Source organism: Streptomyces sp. NPDC057877 (assembly GCF_042796855.1).
In the GTDB taxonomy this organism is placed as follows: Bacteria; Actinomycetota; Actinomycetes; order Streptomycetales; family Streptomycetaceae; genus Streptomyces.
The window spans coordinates 305,959-321,064 of the sequence record NZ_JBHVMS010000006.1; the positions used below are offsets into that span (position 1 = coordinate 305,959).

Sequence of the window (15,106 nt, forward strand, 5' to 3'; positions counted from 1 at the left end):
CGTACCATCGTCCTTATGGCTACGGAAGACGCGGTGCGCGAAGCACTGGCGACGGTGAACGACCCCGAGATCAACCGCCCCATCACCGAACTCGGGATGGTCAAATCGGTGGAGATCGGTGCGGACGGAGCGGTCGCGGTCGCCGTGTACCTGACGGTCTCCGGCTGCCCCATGCGGGACACCATCACACAGCGCGTGACCGACGCGGTCTCGCGGGTGGAGGGCGTCACGCGGGTCGACGTCACGCTCGACGTGATGAGCGACGAGCAGCGCAAGGAGCTGGCGAACGCCCTGCGCGGCGGCCAGACCGAGCGCGAGGTGCCCTTCGCCAAGCCCGGCTCCCTCACCCGCGTGTACGCGGTCGCCTCCGGCAAGGGCGGCGTCGGCAAGTCGTCGGTGACGGTGAACCTGGCGGCGGCCATGGCGGCGGACGGGCTGAAGGTCGGTGTCGTCGACGCCGACATCTACGGCCACTCCGTGCCCCGCATGCTGGGCGCCGACGGGCTTCCCACCCAGGTCGAGAACATGATCATGCCGCCGTCCGCGAACGGCGTGAAGGTCATCTCCATCGGCATGTTCACGCCGGGCAACACGCCGGTGGTGTGGCGCGGGCCGATGCTGCACCGCGCGCTCCAGCAGTTCCTGGCGGACGTGTACTGGGGCGACCTGGACGTGCTGCTGCTCGACCTGCCGCCCGGCACCGGCGACATCGCCATCTCCGTGGCGCAGTTGGTCCCCAACGCCGAGATCCTGGTCGTGACGACCCCGCAGCAGGCGGCGGCGGAGGTGGCCGAGCGGGCGGGCTCCATCGCCGTCCAGACCCACCAGAAGATCGTCGGTGTGGTCGAGAACATGTCCGGCCTGCCCTGCCCGCACTGCGGCGAGATGGTCGACGTCTTCGGCACCGGCGGCGGCCAGTCGGTCGCCGAGGGCCTCACCCGCACCACCGGCACCAACGTCCCCGTCCTCGGCTCCATCCCCATCGACGTCCGCCTCCGTGAGGGCGGCGACGAGGGCAAGCCGGTCGTCCTCACCGACCCCGACTCCCCCGCGGGGTCCGCCCTGCGCGGCATCGCGGGCAAGCTGGGCGGCAGGCAGCGGGGCCTGGCGGGACTGTCGCTGGGGATCACGCCGCGGAACAAGTTCTGAGAGGCGTCAGCGGCGCGGGCAACCGAGCGACCAGCCACACCCCACCCGCACCACCCCAGGCCCCACGGCGAAGGGGCGCCGGACAACGACCGGCGCCCCCGAGACCTACGCGTACTCCGCGATGTCCTTGACCACGGCGAAGCCGAGCCCGTACGCGCTCATCCCGCGCCCGTACGCCCCCACATGCACCCCCTGCTCGGTGGACCCGGCCAGCACCCACCCGAACTCGGACTCCCGGTAGTGGAAGGACGTGGGTACGCCGTCCACCGGCAGGGACAGCGTGGACCACTCCGGCCCGGCGAGGTCGTCGGCCAGCGCCCACGCCGTCTCGGTCTGCTGGTCGAGCCAGTCGTCCCGCAGGGTGTGGTCCATCTGCCCGGGCCAGGTGAAGGACAGCAGCCCCACCCCGGCGAGCCAGGCCGCCGAGGACACCGAGGTGGCCTCCAGCAGCCCCGTACCGTCCGCGCTGCGCCGCACCGGGTTCGCGGCGACGGTCACCACGACCGCGAACCGGTCCCGCTCCTCCGCCGTCGCCTCGGCGCGCACGGAGGGCTCGTCACCGTGCCCGACGGAACCGTGCTCCACGGCTCCGTCGGCCGCCGTACCGACCTGCATCAGCCAGCGCGGCCCCGTGAAGGCCTCATCGAGGCCGTACCACGGGAAGGGCGCGCGCAGGTACCCGTCGATGGTGCGCCGGGCGGAGGGGACCTGCTGTCCGCTCTCCGTGTCCCGCGCCTGCTCGACTGCCCTACTCGTCGTCTCCATCTGCCCGGACGCCTCCTCGCTCTCGTCGGACCGGGCGGCCCGCCCCCCTTCGGGCGGCACTACTCGTCGGAGTACGGTCCGCACAACAACTCGGCAGCATATCCACACCACTGAGGGCAGCCGGGAAAGCGCCCGGCGCGTGGGTCGCCCGGGCGCCGGGTTCAGGCCGCGCGCACCCCGTCGGGACGGGTCAGGTGGCGTCCGCGTCGTAGGGCGGGCGCTCGTCGGGCTTCTTGGTCATGTCGACGGTGCCGCCGGACGGGGAGGAAGAACCGGAAGACGAGGGGGGCGGTGTCGCGGAGGAGTCGCTGTCGCGGCCCTGCACCGCGTCCGTGACCTCGGCCATCTCCTTCTTCAGGTCGAAGCCGTTGCGGATCTCCTTGAGCCCCAGGTCGTCGTTGTCCAGCTGCTTGCGGATGAAGGTCTTGGGGTTCAGGTCCTCGAACTCGAAGTCCTTGAACTCGGGACCCAGCTCCTGCCGGATGTCCTGCTTGGCGCTCTCGGAGAACTCACGGATCTTCCGGATCGTGCGCGTCACGTCCTGGATGACCTTGGGGAGCTTGTCCGGACCGAAGACGAGCACGGCGAGGACGATGAGCGTCACCAGCTCGAGCGGTCCTATGTCATTGAACACCTGAAGCTCCTTGCCATGTCCCGGGCCGGAACCAAGGTACCCGGCGATGCTGTCCAACCGGTACCGTCTGGTCGCTCGTGTGAGTCGGCTCGCGGCCGTCGCGGGCCGTCATTTCTCGTCAGTCCCCGTCGGAGGAACCGAGCACGAGGGAGATCGTCCGCTCCTCGCCGCCGCGCTGAACGGTGAGTTCCAACCGGTCCCCGGGACGGTGCGCACGTGTCTTGACGATGAGTTCCTCGCCCGAGTGGACGCGCTGGCCGTCGACCGCGGTGATGACGTCGCCCGCCTCGATACCGGCCCGGTCGCCGGGTCCGCCGGGGGTGACCGGGGCCCCTCCGTCGCGGCCCTCGGTGCCCACCCGGGCTCCGTCACCGCTGTAGTCCATGTCGAGCGTGACGCCGATGACGGGGTGCGTCGCCCGGCCGGTGTTGATCAGTTCCTCGGCGACGCGCCTGGCCTGGTTGACCGGTATGGCGAAGCCGAGTCCGATGGAACCGGCCTGTCCGCCGTCCAGGTCGGTGCCGCTGTCGGCGCTGCGGATCGCGGAGTTGATGCCGATGACCCGGCCGCGGGTGTCGAGCAGCGGGCCTCCGGAGTTGCCCGGGTTTATCGGCGCGTCGGTCTGGAGGGCGTCGACGTAGGAGATGTCGCTGCCGTCGCCCTTCTCGCCGCCCGCCGTGATGGGCCGCTCCTTGGCGCTGATGATGCCGGAGGTGACGGTCCCGGCGAGGTCGAAGGGCGCGCCGATGGCGACGACGGGGTCGCCGACCTGGACGTTGTCCGAGTTGCCGAGGGGCATGGGCTGGAGGCCCTTGACCCCGCGCACCCGGACCACGGCGAGGTCGTAGCCGCTGTCCCCGCCGACGAGTTCGGCGTCGGCGGTGTCGCCGCTGTGGAAGGTGACGGTTATCTCACCGTCGTCTCCGGCGGGCTCCACGACGTGGTTGTTGGTGAGGATGTGGCCGCTGCCGTCGAGCACGAAGCCGGTGCCGGTGCCCTGCGCCTCGTCGCCGCTGACATGCAGGGTGACCACGCCGGGCAGGGCGCGCGCGGCGATCCCGGCCACGCTGTCCGCGGACCGCCCGGCGGGCTCCTTCCCGGCCTGCGGCAGCTCCACGGTCCCGACCCCGCCGTTCCGCTCCAGGTACGCCCCTACGACGCCACCGACGCCGCCGGACACCAGCGCGAGCAGCACGGCGCCACCGACCAGGCCCTTCCGCACCCGGCGGCGCGGCGGCCGGGGGCTCTCCACGACATCACCGCCCTGCGCAAGCGGCGCGGCGCTCCCGTCGGCCACCGCCCAGGGGTCGTAGCGCCGCCAGGGGTCCTCGGAGGGCTCGTGGAGGGCCGGGGGCTCGGGGAGGGCGCCGGGGGCGGGAGGAGGCGCCATAGGGCCCTCAGGGGCGGGTGCGGGCGCGGGGGCCTGCGGTGGTACGAGGGGGCCGGGGGCCGCCGTCGCGGCCGTGACGCCGGGATGCGGCGCGTGCGGCGCGTGCGGCGCGGCCTGCTGGACCGGCGGGGCGTCGGCGGGGGCGTGCGTCGGGAGCGGGGCCACCGTGCCGTGCGCCGGGGTCGCCCCCGGGTGCTGGACGGGCGGGGCGGGCGCCCAGGGGCCCGGTTCGCCGTAGGGCGGGGTGCTGTAGGGGTCGGGGTCGTGCAGGGGGCGGACGGCGTCGGTGGGGGGCGCGTCGATGAGGGGCGCGTCGGTGGGGGGCGCGTCGGTGAGGGGCGCGCCCGCACCGGCAGGGTCCTCCTCCGCGGCCTTCACGGCCTCCACGGCCTCCGCCCTCTCCGCCGCCTCCGGTCGCCGCAGCTCGAAGTCGCCCCCGGAGGACGCCGCGCTCCCGTCCTCGGGGGCGCCGACGGTCGCCGGGCGCTCCAGCTCGAAGTCGCCGTCGGGCATCACGCCGTCCCGGTCGGACATCGCACCCGGTGCCCCGGACCCGGCGACGCCGGTGGGACCCGTGTCGGTCCCCTCGGGGTGGCTTGCCGGGCTCTGCGTGGGCTTCCCCTCGTTCATGCTCTCCCCACAGCTGGCCGCGGCACGGCTCGTCGGTGATGGCCGCGGTTCGTCGACTCCGCGCCCGGCGGCGATGCCAGGGGCGCGGCCCACCCCGGATTCAACCAGGTTCGCCTACGGACGCGCAGGGGCCGGTCAGCGGGTGACCGAGCCGGACGACGACGGGGAGGGCGCCAGGGTCCCCTCGGGCCCCGGCGCGACCAGTACGCCGGGCGCGGTGATCTCGGGGGCGGTGGCCCAGGAGGTCAGGGAGACGGGCGGGGCCGCCGCCAGCGGGCGTATCAGCGGGGACATCGCGGCGGCACCGGCCACCACGGGCGCGGTGAGGTGGTGCAGGGTCCGCGCCTGTTCGGCGCCGGGCGTGCTCACTCCGGGCAGCAGGGGCGCGGAGACCGCGGTGGTCGCGGCGGCCGGGGTCTCGGTGAGGGACCGCTGGCCACCCTGGCCGGTGGCGAACAGGGGGCCCGCCCCACGCCGTCGCTGGTTCTCGGGGACGGTCGCGGCGCCGGTGCCGGGGGTGCGCAGCGGGGTGACGTTACTGCCGGTGCCGGAGCCGCCGCGGGCGTCGGTGGTGTCGCCGGACGCGCCGGTGGTGACGCCGCCCAGGGCGATCGCGGCCAGCGACACCGCTCCGGCGGCGACGAAGGCGAACCTGCGCCCGCGGGAGGCGGCGCGCTCGGCCTCGTGCCGACCGACGTCATGGATGCGGAAGCCGCGCTGGGCGGCCGGGGCGGACGGCAGCAGGGGGTCGTGGCCGTGCGGACCGGCGGGGACGTACCCGAACTCGAATCTCTCGCCGCGCCTCAGACCGAAGATCCCGGTGGCGCCCGGCGCTCCGGGCAGCCCTCCGGCGAGGTCTCCCCCGCGCGGGGGCAGGCCCCCGGCGTCGGTGTCCCCTCCCCCGGGCAGCCCCTGGAGGCGGGCCAGGAGGCTCTCGGAGGGCGGAGGCGGGGCGGCTTCCGCGAAGACGTTCTTCAGACGGCGCTGGGCGTCGACCTCCGCCTTGCACTTCGCGCAGGTCGCCACATGCGCAAGGACGCGCTCGCGCGCGTCATGACTCAGTTCACCGTCGACGAGGGCGGCGAGCCGGTCTCCGAGATGCTGGTCTGCGAGGCGCTCCTCGGCAGATTTCGGCCGTGATCCACTCACGCGGACGCGCCCCCTCCTCCCAGTGCGGGAACGCTGGCCACGAAGGAGCGGCGCTCGGCGCGCGCCTTGGGGGACCGGTGTGCGAGCGCCTTGCGCAGCTGGGAGCGGCCACGGTGGATCCGGGACCGGACGGTGCCGAGCTTGACGCCGAGGGTCGCGGCGATCTCCTCGTACGACAGTCCTTCGATGTCGCAGAGGACGACCGCGGCGCGGAACTCGGGGGCGAGGGTGTCCAGGGCCTGCTGGACGTCGGCGTCGAAGTGCGCGTCGTTGAAGACCTGCTGCGGGGAGGGCTCGCGGCTGGCGAGGCGCTCGGCCGCGTCCTCGCCGAGGGCGTCGAAGCGGATGCGCTGCTTGCGGCGGACCATGTCCAGGAACAGGTTGGTGGTGATGCGGTGCAGCCAGCCCTCGAAGGTCCCCGGCGAGTACGTCGACAGGGAGCGGAAGACGCGGACGAAGACCTCCTGGGTGAGGTCCTCGGCGTCGTGCTGGTTGCCGGTGAGGCGGTAGGCGAGGCGGTAGACCCGACCACTGTGCGTGCTGACGATCTCCTCCCAGGTGGGCGGAGTCCACGCCTGCCCGTCCGCGTCGGTGGAGAAGGTCGCGGTACGGTCGCGGTCGGCGGCGTGGCCGGGGTCAGCAGCGGTGTCAGTCACGGATTTCGGCCTGCCCGCCGATCCGAGAAGGCGCCGCAGCGCTCCTCTCCGATCCACAGGCGCAGCCGCACCTCCCCTGGTGGCTCTGGTGGTGTCCAGTGGAGCCCCTACCATAGCCACCTCGTCCGTTAGCTCCGGATAAGCGGTTTTACGAGAATTTGATCTGCGCTGGTCCAGCTGATGCGGCTGCGTCAGCACTTGCTCGCCGCCTCGCTCCATGTCGTGATCCAACCGTGTCCCCCGCTGTCGTCTCCTGCCCCTTTTAACGCCCGGTCCCATCTGCGGGTTCCCGGCGGCAACGGATACAGTCACGCCCAGGCAACCACGGGGACAGGAGAGGGTCATTACCGGCAACGGGCAGACGGGCTGGGCGTTCGCCGACGCCTATCTCGCCGAGGACGAAGCGCTGCACTGGGCCCGGGACCGGGCCCGGGAGGCAGGGCTGCGTTCGGTGTCGCCCGGCACGGGCGCCGCGCTGCGGATGCTGGCCGCCTCCGTGGACGCGAAGGCCGTCGCGGAGATCGGCACGGGCACCGGGGTCTCGGGGATCCATCTGCTGCACGGGATGCGGCCGGACGGCGTGCTGACCACCGTCGACCCGGAACCGGAGCACCAGCAGTTCGCCCGGCAGGCCTTCCGGGCCTCCGGCTTCGCCAGCAACCGGGCGCGTTTCATCCCGGGCCGCGCGCTGGACGTCCTGCCCCGCCTCGCGGACGCGGGGTACGACCTCGTCTTCTGCGACGGCGACCGCCACGAGGTCCTGGACTACCTCGCTGAATCGTTGCGCCTGCTGCGGTCGGGCGGCCTGGTGGTCTTCGAGGGCGTCTTCGCGAACGGCCGCACAGTCGACTCCGGGCCGCAGCCCACGGAGGTGCTGCGGCTGCGTGAGCTGCTGCGCACGGTGCGGGAGAGCCCAGAGCTGATGCCGTCGCTGCTGCCGGTGGGCGATGGCCTGCTGTGCGCGGTCAAGCGCTGACCGACGGTCGGCCGGGCGGACGCCGGGCGGGTGCGTGATCCCGTGCAAACAGCCGCCCCGGCACCGAATCCTGAGTTTCGATGCCGGGGCGGCTGAAAGGGTATGGTCGCTTGCGCGTCAGCCCACGACCTTCTTGAGGGCGTCGCCCAGTGCGTCGGCCTCGTCAGGGGTCAGCTCGACGACGAGTCGACCGCCGCCTTCGAGCGGAACGCGCATGACGATGCCCCGCCCCTCCTTGGTCACCTCGAGCGGGCCATCGCCCGTCCGCGGCTTCATGGCCGCCATGCTCGTTCCCCTTCCTGAAACCAGCTCATCGTCAAAGCCGACGGCCCCTTGAAGGGCACGCGCCGTCCTCTGAAGGGGACGCGCGACACCGGCATCGAACACATTGCTTCCCAGCCATTATCCCGCATCCCACGACCCGATGACCAACATCAGTCGGCATCGCTTGGGCAACGCGCGCGAGCAAAACCACTCAATTCGGCGATGTGACTGCGATACTGCGCCGCCGCACCGACTTTCCCCGGCCAGAAACCGGCTCGAATTCTTTGACGCAGGTCACATGCCGGGCGCGGCCCACCGTCGGTGATCTCCGTCATGCTGTCCTTCGAACAAGGACATACCGACGGGTACGACGAGAGGGGATGTGCCATGGCCGACACCGTGCTCTACGAGGTGAGCGACGGGCTCGCGACGATCACGCTGAACCGCCCCGAGGCGATGAACGCGCTGAACATCGCGACCAAGGTCGCCCTGCGGGACGCGGCGCGGACCGCGGCGGACGACGACGCCGTACGGGCGGTGCTGCTGACCGCGGCCGGTGACCGGGCGTTCTGTGTGGGCCAGGACCTCAAGGAGCACATCGGGCTGCTCGCCGCGGACCGGGAGTCGGGCTCGGGGCAGACCATGAGCACGGTGAAGGAGCACTACAACCCCGTCGTGCGGGCGCTCGTCGGGGCGCCCAAGCCGGTGGTCGCCGCGGTGAACGGCGTCGCGGCCGGGGCGGGCTTCGGCTTCGCGCTCGCCGCGGACTACCGGGTGGTCGCGGACACGGCGGCCTTCAACACGTCCTTCGCGGGCGTGGCCCTGACCGCCGACTCCGGGATCTCCTGGACCCTGCCCCGGGTGGTCGGCCCCGGCCGCGCCGCCGACCTGCTCCTCTTCCCGCGCTCCATCAAGGCCCAGGAGGCCTACGAGCTGGGCATCGCCAACCGGGTCGTCCCCGCGGCCGACCTGCGCGCCGAGGCCGAGCAGGTGGCCCGCACCCTCGCCGAGGGCCCGACGCTGGCGTACGCGGCGCTGAAGGAGTCCATGGCGTACGGCCTCACCCATTCCCTCGACGAGACCCTGGAGAAGGAGGACGAACTCCAGGCCCGCGCGGGCGCGTCGCAGGACCACGCGATCGCGGTCCAGGCGTTCGTGAACAAGGAGAAGCCGAAGTACCTGGGCCGCTGAGCAGGCGCCCCGGCCGGGACCGGCCCCGCGGGACCGTTCGGCCAGGGGCGCCACACCGGGCCCGACCGCACCGGGCCCGACCGCACCGGGCCCGACCGCACCGGGCCCGACCGCACCGGGCCCGACCGCACCGGGCCACCGGGCTGCCACGCCGGACCCCCGGCCCGGGGGCCGCCCGCCGAGCCAACCTGCCCCATCCACCCCATCCACCCCATCCACCCCTGCCAGGCCCGTCCGCCGGAACCGCACGGCACGACCTGGCCGCCGGGACGGTTCGCGGATCAGGCGTCCGGGCCCGGCGGCGGGGTCGTCCCGACAGGGTTCAGGCGGTCGCCCGTGCGTATGACGCACGTCTCCAGGTGGTCGTCCACCAGGCCGCAGGCCTGCATCAGGGCGTACGCCGTGGTGGGGCCGACGAAGCGCAGGCCGCGCTTCTTGAGGGACCTGGAGAGGGCCGAGGACTCCGGGGTGATCGCCGGGACGTCGGCGAGGGTCTTCGGGACCGGGCGGGTGGCCGCGTCCGGCGCGTGGGACCAGATCAGGTCGTCCAGGTCGCCCGGGGCCCAGTCGGCCAGCACGCGGGCGTTGGCGAGGGTGGCGTCGATCTTGGCGCGGTTGCGGATGATGCCCGCGTCGGCGAGGAGACGGTCGCGGTCGGTGTCGGTGAACTCGGCCACCGACGCGATCTTGAAGTCCGCGAAGGCGGCGCGGAAGCCGGGGCGGCGGCGCAGGATGGTGATCCAGGACAGGCCGGACTGGAAGGCCTCCAGGCTCAGGCGCTCGAAGAGGGCGTCGTCGCCGTGGACCGGGCGGCCCCACTCGTCGTCGTGGTACGTGACGTAGTCCTCGGTGGACAGGGCCCAGGGGCAGCGCAGCGCGCCGTCCGGGCCCGCGAGGGCGGCTCCGTCGCTCACTGGTCGCCCTCCGCCTCGGACTTGTGCAGGTCGGCCCGCGCCGCGGCTCTGGCCCCGGTCAGCGCGGATTCCAGGTCGGCGATCCGGGCGTCCCGCTCGGCCAGTTCCGCGCCGAGGCGGTTCAGGGCGTCGTCCACGTCCGCCATGCGGTAGCCGCGCGCGGCCAGCGGGAAGCGCAGGGCGTCGATGTCCGAGCGCAGGACCGGGCGGTCCTCCGGCAGGCTGTCGTACAGCCGCTCGGGCGCCGCCTCCGGCAGCGGTCCGTCGCCCTCGCCGCCGCCCACCACGGCGAGTGTCACCGCGGCGACCACGACGGCGAGCGCGACGACCAAGAACAAGAACATAACCATCGCGACGCCCCACGCTCTGAGTCAGAGATCTCGGCACCGACCGCGCCGATGTCGAATGTGTCAGGGTCCGATCGTGCCATGCGAGTCTGACAGTTAGGGTCGCAGGCGGCCGTAAGAGGCCGAGGACCAGGACATTCGTACGAGAAGAGGTCACAGGGGATGCTCAGGCTGGGCAGGCGGGAGTTCGACCCGCGCGAGCCGGTGATCATGGCGATCGTGAACCGGACCCCGGACTCCTTCTACGACCAGGGAGCGACCTTCCGCGACGAGCCCGCCCTCGCCCGGGTGGAGCAGGCGGTCGCCGACGGTGCGGCGATCATCGACGTCGGTGGCGTCAAGGCCGGGCCGGGCGAGGAGGTGACCGCCGAGGAGGAGGCGCGGCGGACGGTCGGGTTCGTGGCGGAGGTGCGGCGGCGGTTTCCCGATGTCGTCATCAGCGTCGACACCTGGCGGCATGACGTCGGTGAGGCGGTCTGCGAGGCGGGCGCGGACCTGTTGAACGACGCGTGGGGTGGGGTGGATCCGCGGCTGGCGGAGGTCGCCGCGCGGTATCGGGTGGGGCTGGTGTGCACCCACGCGGGTGGGGCGCAGCCGCGGACCCGGCCGCACCGGGTGACGTACGACGACGTCATGGACGACATCCTGCGGGTGACCGTCGGGCTGGCGGAGCGGGCGGTGGGGCTGGGGGTGCCGCGGGAGTCGGTGCTGATCGATCCCGGGCACGACTTCGGGAAGAACACGCGGCACAGTCTGGAGGCGACGCGGCGGCTGGGGGAGATGGTCGCGACCGGGTGGCCGGTGCTGGTGTCGCTGTCCAACAAGGACTTCGTCGGGGAGACGTTGGACAAGCCGGTGAAGGAGCGGGTGATCGGGACGCTGGCGACCACGGCGGTGTCGATGTGGCTGGGGGCGCAGGTGTACCGGGTGCATGAGGTGGCTGAGACGCGGCAGGTGGTGGACATGGTGGCGTCCATCGCCGGGTGGCGGGAGCCTGCGGTGGCCCGGCGGGGGCTGGCGTAGGGGCCTTCCTTCGCCCCGCCGCCCCTGCCCCTGCCCCTGCCCCTATCCCGTCCCCTGGGGGCTGCCGCCGCCAGACCCCCGCTTCGGCCCTCAACGGGCCTCGTCCTCACCCGCCGGACGGGCTACGGCTACCGCCCCGCCTCCTTCGACACCAACGCCACCGCCTCCTCCACGTCGTCCGTCACATGGAACAGGGCGAGGTCCTTCTCCGCCGCCTTGCCCTGGGCCACGAGGGTGTCGCGGATCCAGTCGACCAGGCCGGACCAGTAGGCCGTGCCGAAGAGGACGATGGGGAAGCGGGTGACCTTGCGGGTCTGGACGAGGGTGAGGGCCTCGAAGAGTTCGTCGAGGGTGCCGAGGCCGCCGGGGAGGACCACGAAGCCCTGGGCGTACTTGACGAACATCATCTTGCGGACGAAGAAGTAGCGGAAGTTCAGGCCGATGTCGACGTAGGGGTTGAGCCCCTGCTCGAAGGGCAGCTCGATGCCCAGGCCGACCGAGACGCCGCCCGCCTCCAGGGCACCCTTGTTGGCGGCCTCCATCGCGCCGGGGCCGCCGCCCGTGATGACCGCGAAGCCCGCGCCGACCAGGCCGCGGCCGAGCCGCACCCCCGCGTCGTACTCGGGGGAATCCACCGGTGTCCGGGCCGAGCCGAAGACGCTGATCGCGGGCGGGAGTTCGGCGAGGGTGCCGAAGCCCTCGACGAACTCCGACTGGATGCGCAGGACGCGCCAGGGGTCGGTGTGGACCCAGTCCGAGGGGCCGCCGGTGTCCAGCAGCCGCTGGTCCGTCGTACTCGCCGTGATCTGGCCGCGTCGCCGGAGGACCGGTCCCAGGCGCTGCTCCTCAGGCCGCCTGCCGTTCCCGGGGTTGCCGGTAGCCATGTGCGCTCCCTCCGCTTGCTGTCGTTCCACCTCAGCGTAGATCTACGCGGGTTACGTACGGGGTACCTGAGCATGTCCGCCGTACGGCCGGGTAAACCGGCTCGCGATCACGTCGTGAGCCAGGCCCGCAGGCGCTCCTCCCCCGCCAGGATCTTCGCGGTCTCGACGCGTTCGTCCCGCCTGTGCGCCAAGTGGGGGTTGCCGGGACCGTAGTTGACCGCCGGGATGCCGAGGGAGGAGAAGCGGGAGACGTCCGTCCAGCCGTACTTGGGCTGCGGGGTGCCGCCGACCGCCTCGATGAACGCCGCCGCGGCCGGGTGGGAGAGGCCGGGGAGGGCCCCGCCGCTGTGGTCCTCGACCAGGAACTCCTCGATGCCGCAGTCCGCGAACACCTCGCGGACATGGGCCACGGCCTCGTCCTCCGTACGGTCCGGCGCATAGCGGAAGTTGACCGTCACCACACACTCGTCGGGGATCACGTTCCCGGCGACCCCGCCCGAGATCCCGACGGCGTTGAGGCCCTCGCGGTACTGGAGGCCGTCGATCACCGGGTTGCGCGGCTCGTACGCGGCGAGGCGGGCCAGGATCGGGGCGGCGGCGTGGATCGCGTTGGAGCCCATCCAGCCGCGCGCCGAGTGCGCCCGCTCGCCACCGGTCCTCAGCAGCATCCGCAGCGTGCCCTGGCAGCCGCCCTCCACCTGCCCGTCGGACGGTTCGAGCAGCACGGCGAAGTCGCCCGCCAGCCACTCCGGGTGGGCTTCGGCGACATGCTTCAGGCCGTTCAGGTCGGCGGCGACCTCCTCGTTCTCGTAGAACACGAAGGTCAGGTCGCGGTTGGGGGCCGGGACGGTGGCCGCGACGCGCAGCTGCACGGCCACGCCCGACTTCATGTCGCAGGTGCCGCACCCCCACAGCACGCCGTCGTCGTCGAGACGCGAGGGGACGTTGTCCGCGATGGGCACGGTGTCGATGTGACCGGCGAGGATCACACGCTGGTCGCGGCCCAGGTTCGTACGGGCGACGACGTTGTTGCCGTACCGGTCGACCGTCAGATGCGGCAGGGCGCGCAGCGCGGTCTCGATCGCGTCCGCGAGGGGCTTCTCGCTGCCGCTCTCCGAGGGCAGGTCGACCAGCCTGGCGGTGAGCTTCGCGGCGTCCAGGGTGAGGTCAAGCGGGGTGTCGGCCATGCGGTCGACCCTAACGCGAACGAGATTCCGTACTCTCCAGTACCTTCCAGGGCCGTACTCTCCAGTACCTTGTACGGCGTGCCAGAGCCGTCCCCCATCCTCCGCAAGCGTCGCGGCCGTCTCTTCCGTATCGGGGCGGCCCTCGTGGTCCTGTGCGCGGTCGCCGGTTATCTCGCGGTGCAGTACGTCACCGGCGGGACCGGCACCCCGGGCTGCAAGGTCGTCTCCGCCAGGGACGAGGGCGCGACCTACGAGTTCACCGAGGAGCAGGCGGTGAACGCCGCGACGATCACGGCCGTCGGCATAGCGCGCGGCATGCCCGAGCGGGCGGTGACGATCGCGCTGGCCACCGCCCTCCAGGAGTCCGCGCTGCGCAACATCGACCACGGCGACCGCGACTCGCTCGGCCTGTTCCAGCAGCGCCCGTCCATGGGCTGGGGCAGCGAGGAGCAGATCATGGACCCGTCGTACGCGTCGGGCATGTTCTACGACCATCTCGCCGAGGTCCCCGGCTACACCCGGCTGCCGCTCACCGTGGCCGCGCAGCGCGTGCAGCGCAGCGGCTTCCCGCAGGCGTACGCCAAGCACGAGCCGGACGCCACGCTGCTCGCCGCCGCCCTGACCGGCCGGGCGCAGGCCACCCTGACCTGCGCCGGGCGCCCGGGCGCCGCGCGGGCGGCGGGGCCGGACGCGGTGCGCTCGGCGCTGGTGCGGGAGTTCGGGCGCGACGCGCTGGAGGAGGCCGCGGCGGAGGTGGGCGGCGACCGGTCCGACGAAGGCACCACGGAGTTCGCCGCCGAGACCAGTGGGCGGTCGGTGACCGTGCCCGTCTCCGCCGACACCAACGCCGTGGCCGGGCGCACCGTCGAGCAGCGGGGCTGGCAGCTGGCGCACTGGGCGGTCGCCAACGCCTCCGCGCTGCACATCGAGACCGTGTCCTACGGGGGCCGGGAGTGGGTCGCCGGGAACGCCGACAGCGGGTGGCGGGCCGCCGAGGACTCCGAGGCCACCGACGCCAAGGGCTCCGGCGGGGCGGGCGGCGCCACGAGTGCCGTCCGAATCGTCACTGGGCAGTAGTACGAGGCCTCACCCTCGCGGGTTACCTGCGCGCACCCCGGGCGACGGGGTGCGCAGGTTTTCGTGCCGTCACCCTCGTGACCGGCGAAACCCTTGGGAACAAAGGGCTGCGGGCATTCGGCGGGCTTTCCGGACAGGTCTTCTTTGCCCGTTTTTATCCACAACAGATAATGCGACACATTGCCAACTCTTTACGTTGTGCCGCCGCAACCTTCCCGGGTTTCAAGCGGTAGTCACTGCGTCTGGGCCCGGACGATCAACAGTCCTCGACTGTTCTCTGCATCTCTCTCCATCTGTCTTCAGTCCTCTCCCGTCAAAGGAGCACCATGTCCCTCCCCCTGACCCGTCGGATCGCCCGTGCCGCGCTGCTCGTCGCTGCGGGAGCGGCTGCCGGGGTCGGTGCGGCCGGCTCCGCCAGCGCGGCCCCCGAGCTGCCCGCCACGCCCAACCTGGGTGGTCTGACCGCCCTGGACGGGGCGAACGTCGGCAACACCGTCGACAGCGCGGCGCAGGGCGTCACCGGTGCGGCCGGTGAGACCGGCAGCAAGGCGGTCAAGAAGGCGGTCCCGGCCGCGGGCAAGACCGGCGGCCAGGCCGTGAAGAAGGCGACTCCCGCAGTGCAGAAGGCGGCCGGTGACGCCGCCGGGGCCGCGGGGGACGTGCTCGGTGACACGACCAAGACCGCGACCAAGGGCGGGCTGCCCACGGACGGGCTGACCAAGGGAGCCCCGGTCCAGGGGCTGTCGCCGCTGGGCTGACGCGGCCCGGTTCTACCTGGTTCCTGGTTCCTTTCCTGGTCCCCGGTTCCTCGTTTTACCTGGTTCTACGGCGGTGGGGTTCGGGGGTCTTCCCCGAACCCCACCGTTTTCG

General features: G+C 72.6%; 16 protein-coding genes. 6 read left to right on the plus strand and 10 right to left on the minus strand.

Annotated elements, in window-relative coordinates:
* Positions 1 to 15: 15 nt before the first annotated feature.
* Positions 16 to 1,149: an Mrp/NBP35 family ATP-binding protein gene (locus ACFVQG_RS19965; protein WP_383384625.1), complete on the plus strand. Its 1,134-nt coding sequence runs from the start codon at positions 16 to 18 to the stop codon at positions 1,147 to 1,149.
* A 105-nt stretch (positions 1,150 to 1,254) separates the two neighbouring features.
* Here the strand turns inward: ACFVQG_RS19965 and ACFVQG_RS19970 are convergent, their stop codons facing one another.
* From ACFVQG_RS19970 to sigE, 5 genes are all read right to left on the minus strand, one after another.
* Positions 1,255 to 1,914 (minus strand): hypothetical protein, encoded by a 660-nt coding sequence (locus tag ACFVQG_RS19970; RefSeq protein ID WP_383384628.1) that lies wholly within the window; start codon positions 1,912 to 1,914, stop codon positions 1,255 to 1,257.
* Between the two features lie 190 nt (positions 1,915 to 2,104).
* Positions 2,105 to 2,548, minus strand: a complete 444-nt coding sequence (locus ACFVQG_RS19975) for a sec-independent translocase (protein ID WP_383384630.1) — start codon at positions 2,546 to 2,548, stop codon at positions 2,105 to 2,107.
* A 118-nt stretch (positions 2,549 to 2,666) separates the two neighbouring features.
* Entirely contained in the window at positions 2,667 to 4,568 is a 1,902-nt protein-coding gene (locus tag ACFVQG_RS19980) for a trypsin-like peptidase domain-containing protein (RefSeq protein ID WP_383384633.1), read from the minus strand.
* Between the two features lie 135 nt (positions 4,569 to 4,703).
* Complete coding sequence (locus ACFVQG_RS19985; protein ID WP_383384636.1) at positions 4,704 to 5,717, minus strand: anti-sigma factor family protein; 1,014 nt, start codon at positions 5,715 to 5,717, stop codon at positions 4,704 to 4,706.
* Positions 5,714 to 6,487 carry an RNA polymerase sigma factor SigE gene (gene sigE, locus ACFVQG_RS19990; RefSeq protein WP_383384639.1) on the minus strand — a complete coding sequence of 258 codons (774 nt, stop codon included), beginning with the start codon at positions 6,485 to 6,487 and terminating at the stop codon, positions 5,714 to 5,716. Before sigE ends, ACFVQG_RS19985 begins: the two co-directional genes overlap by 4 nt.
* A gap of 163 nt (positions 6,488 to 6,650) precedes the next feature.
* Between sigE and ACFVQG_RS19995 the strand changes: the two genes are divergently transcribed.
* Complete coding sequence (locus ACFVQG_RS19995) at positions 6,651 to 7,349, plus strand: O-methyltransferase (protein WP_383385558.1); 699 nt, start codon at positions 6,651 to 6,653, stop codon at positions 7,347 to 7,349.
* Between the two features lie 117 nt (positions 7,350 to 7,466).
* Here the strand turns inward: ACFVQG_RS19995 and ACFVQG_RS20000 are convergent, their stop codons facing one another.
* On the minus strand, positions 7,467 to 7,634 hold the full coding sequence (locus tag ACFVQG_RS20000; protein ID WP_003966491.1) for a DUF3117 domain-containing protein: 168 nt from the start codon (positions 7,632 to 7,634) through the stop codon (positions 7,467 to 7,469).
* A gap of 366 nt (positions 7,635 to 8,000) precedes the next feature.
* On the opposite strand from ACFVQG_RS20000, the gene ACFVQG_RS20005 reads away from it, so the two are divergent.
* Positions 8,001 to 8,804, plus strand: coding sequence for an enoyl-CoA hydratase/isomerase family protein (locus ACFVQG_RS20005; RefSeq protein WP_383384642.1), 804 nt, complete (start codon positions 8,001 to 8,003; stop codon positions 8,802 to 8,804).
* A gap of 281 nt (positions 8,805 to 9,085) precedes the next feature.
* On the opposite strand, the gene ACFVQG_RS20010 is transcribed toward ACFVQG_RS20005, so the two are convergent.
* Positions 9,086 to 9,718 carry a DNA-3-methyladenine glycosylase I gene (locus ACFVQG_RS20010; protein ID WP_383384644.1) on the minus strand — a complete coding sequence of 211 codons (633 nt, stop codon included), beginning with the start codon at positions 9,716 to 9,718 and terminating at the stop codon, positions 9,086 to 9,088.
* Entirely contained in the window at positions 9,715 to 10,062 is a 348-nt protein-coding gene (locus ACFVQG_RS20015) for a DivIVA domain-containing protein (RefSeq protein WP_383384647.1), read from the minus strand. The genes ACFVQG_RS20010 and ACFVQG_RS20015 overlap by 4 nt, the downstream gene beginning before the upstream one ends.
* 165 nt (positions 10,063 to 10,227) lie before the next feature.
* Here ACFVQG_RS20015 and folP point away from each other — a divergent pair, with 165 nt between their 5' ends.
* Positions 10,228 to 11,088, plus strand: coding sequence for a dihydropteroate synthase (gene folP, locus ACFVQG_RS20020; protein ID WP_383384652.1), 861 nt, complete (start codon positions 10,228 to 10,230; stop codon positions 11,086 to 11,088).
* A 128-nt stretch (positions 11,089 to 11,216) separates the two neighbouring features.
* Here the strand turns inward: folP and ACFVQG_RS20025 are convergent, their stop codons facing one another.
* Both ACFVQG_RS20025 and dapE read right to left on the minus strand, forming a co-directional pair.
* Positions 11,217 to 11,972 carry a TIGR00730 family Rossman fold protein gene (locus tag ACFVQG_RS20025; protein ID WP_383384654.1) on the minus strand — a complete coding sequence of 252 codons (756 nt, stop codon included), beginning with the start codon at positions 11,970 to 11,972 and terminating at the stop codon, positions 11,217 to 11,219.
* Positions 11,973 to 12,079: 107 nt separating this feature from the next.
* Positions 12,080 to 13,159, minus strand: a complete 1,080-nt coding sequence (gene dapE / locus ACFVQG_RS20030; RefSeq protein ID WP_383384656.1) for a succinyl-diaminopimelate desuccinylase — start codon at positions 13,157 to 13,159, stop codon at positions 12,080 to 12,082.
* Between the two features lie 78 nt (positions 13,160 to 13,237).
* Here dapE and ACFVQG_RS20035 point away from each other — a divergent pair, with 78 nt between their 5' ends.
* Both ACFVQG_RS20035 and ACFVQG_RS20040 read left to right on the plus strand, forming a co-directional pair.
* Positions 13,238 to 14,236, plus strand: a complete 999-nt coding sequence (locus tag ACFVQG_RS20035; protein ID WP_383384658.1) for a heavy metal transporter — start codon at positions 13,238 to 13,240, stop codon at positions 14,234 to 14,236.
* Between the two features lie 326 nt (positions 14,237 to 14,562).
* Positions 14,563 to 14,994, plus strand: a complete 432-nt coding sequence (locus ACFVQG_RS20040; RefSeq protein WP_383384660.1) for an ATP-binding protein — start codon at positions 14,563 to 14,565, stop codon at positions 14,992 to 14,994.
* The last annotated feature ends 112 nt before the right edge of the window (positions 14,995 to 15,106 follow it).

Excerpts from the sequence above, each read along its gene's own strand:
- ACFVQG_RS19965 (WP_383384625.1), top strand. The coding sequence starts at position 16 with ATGGCTACGGAAGACGCGGTGCGCGAAGCACTGGCGACGGTGAACGAC.
- ACFVQG_RS19970 (WP_383384628.1), bottom strand. The coding sequence starts at position 1,914 with ATGGAGACGACGAGTAGGGCAGTCGAGCAGGCGCGGGACACGGAGAGC.
- ACFVQG_RS19980 (WP_383384633.1), bottom strand. The coding sequence starts at position 4,568 with ATGAACGAGGGGAAGCCCACGCAGAGCCCGGCAAGCCACCCCGAGGGG.
- sigE (WP_383384639.1), bottom strand. The coding sequence starts at position 6,487 with ATGGTAGGGGCTCCACTGGACACCACCAGAGCCACCAGGGGAGGTGCG.
- ACFVQG_RS20000 (WP_003966491.1), bottom strand. The coding sequence starts at position 7,634 with ATGGCGGCCATGAAGCCGCGGACGGGCGATGGCCCGCTCGAGGTGACC.
- ACFVQG_RS20005 (WP_383384642.1), top strand. The coding sequence starts at position 8,001 with ATGGCCGACACCGTGCTCTACGAGGTGAGCGACGGGCTCGCGACGATC.
- ACFVQG_RS20015 (WP_383384647.1), bottom strand. The coding sequence starts at position 10,062 with ATGTTCTTGTTCTTGGTCGTCGCGCTCGCCGTCGTGGTCGCCGCGGTG.
- folP (WP_383384652.1), top strand. The coding sequence starts at position 10,228 with ATGCTCAGGCTGGGCAGGCGGGAGTTCGACCCGCGCGAGCCGGTGATC.
- ACFVQG_RS20025 (WP_383384654.1), bottom strand. The coding sequence starts at position 11,972 with ATGGCTACCGGCAACCCCGGGAACGGCAGGCGGCCTGAGGAGCAGCGC.
- dapE (WP_383384656.1), bottom strand. The coding sequence starts at position 13,159 with ATGGCCGACACCCCGCTTGACCTCACCCTGGACGCCGCGAAGCTCACC.
- ACFVQG_RS20040 (WP_383384660.1), top strand. The coding sequence starts at position 14,563 with ATGTCCCTCCCCCTGACCCGTCGGATCGCCCGTGCCGCGCTGCTCGTC.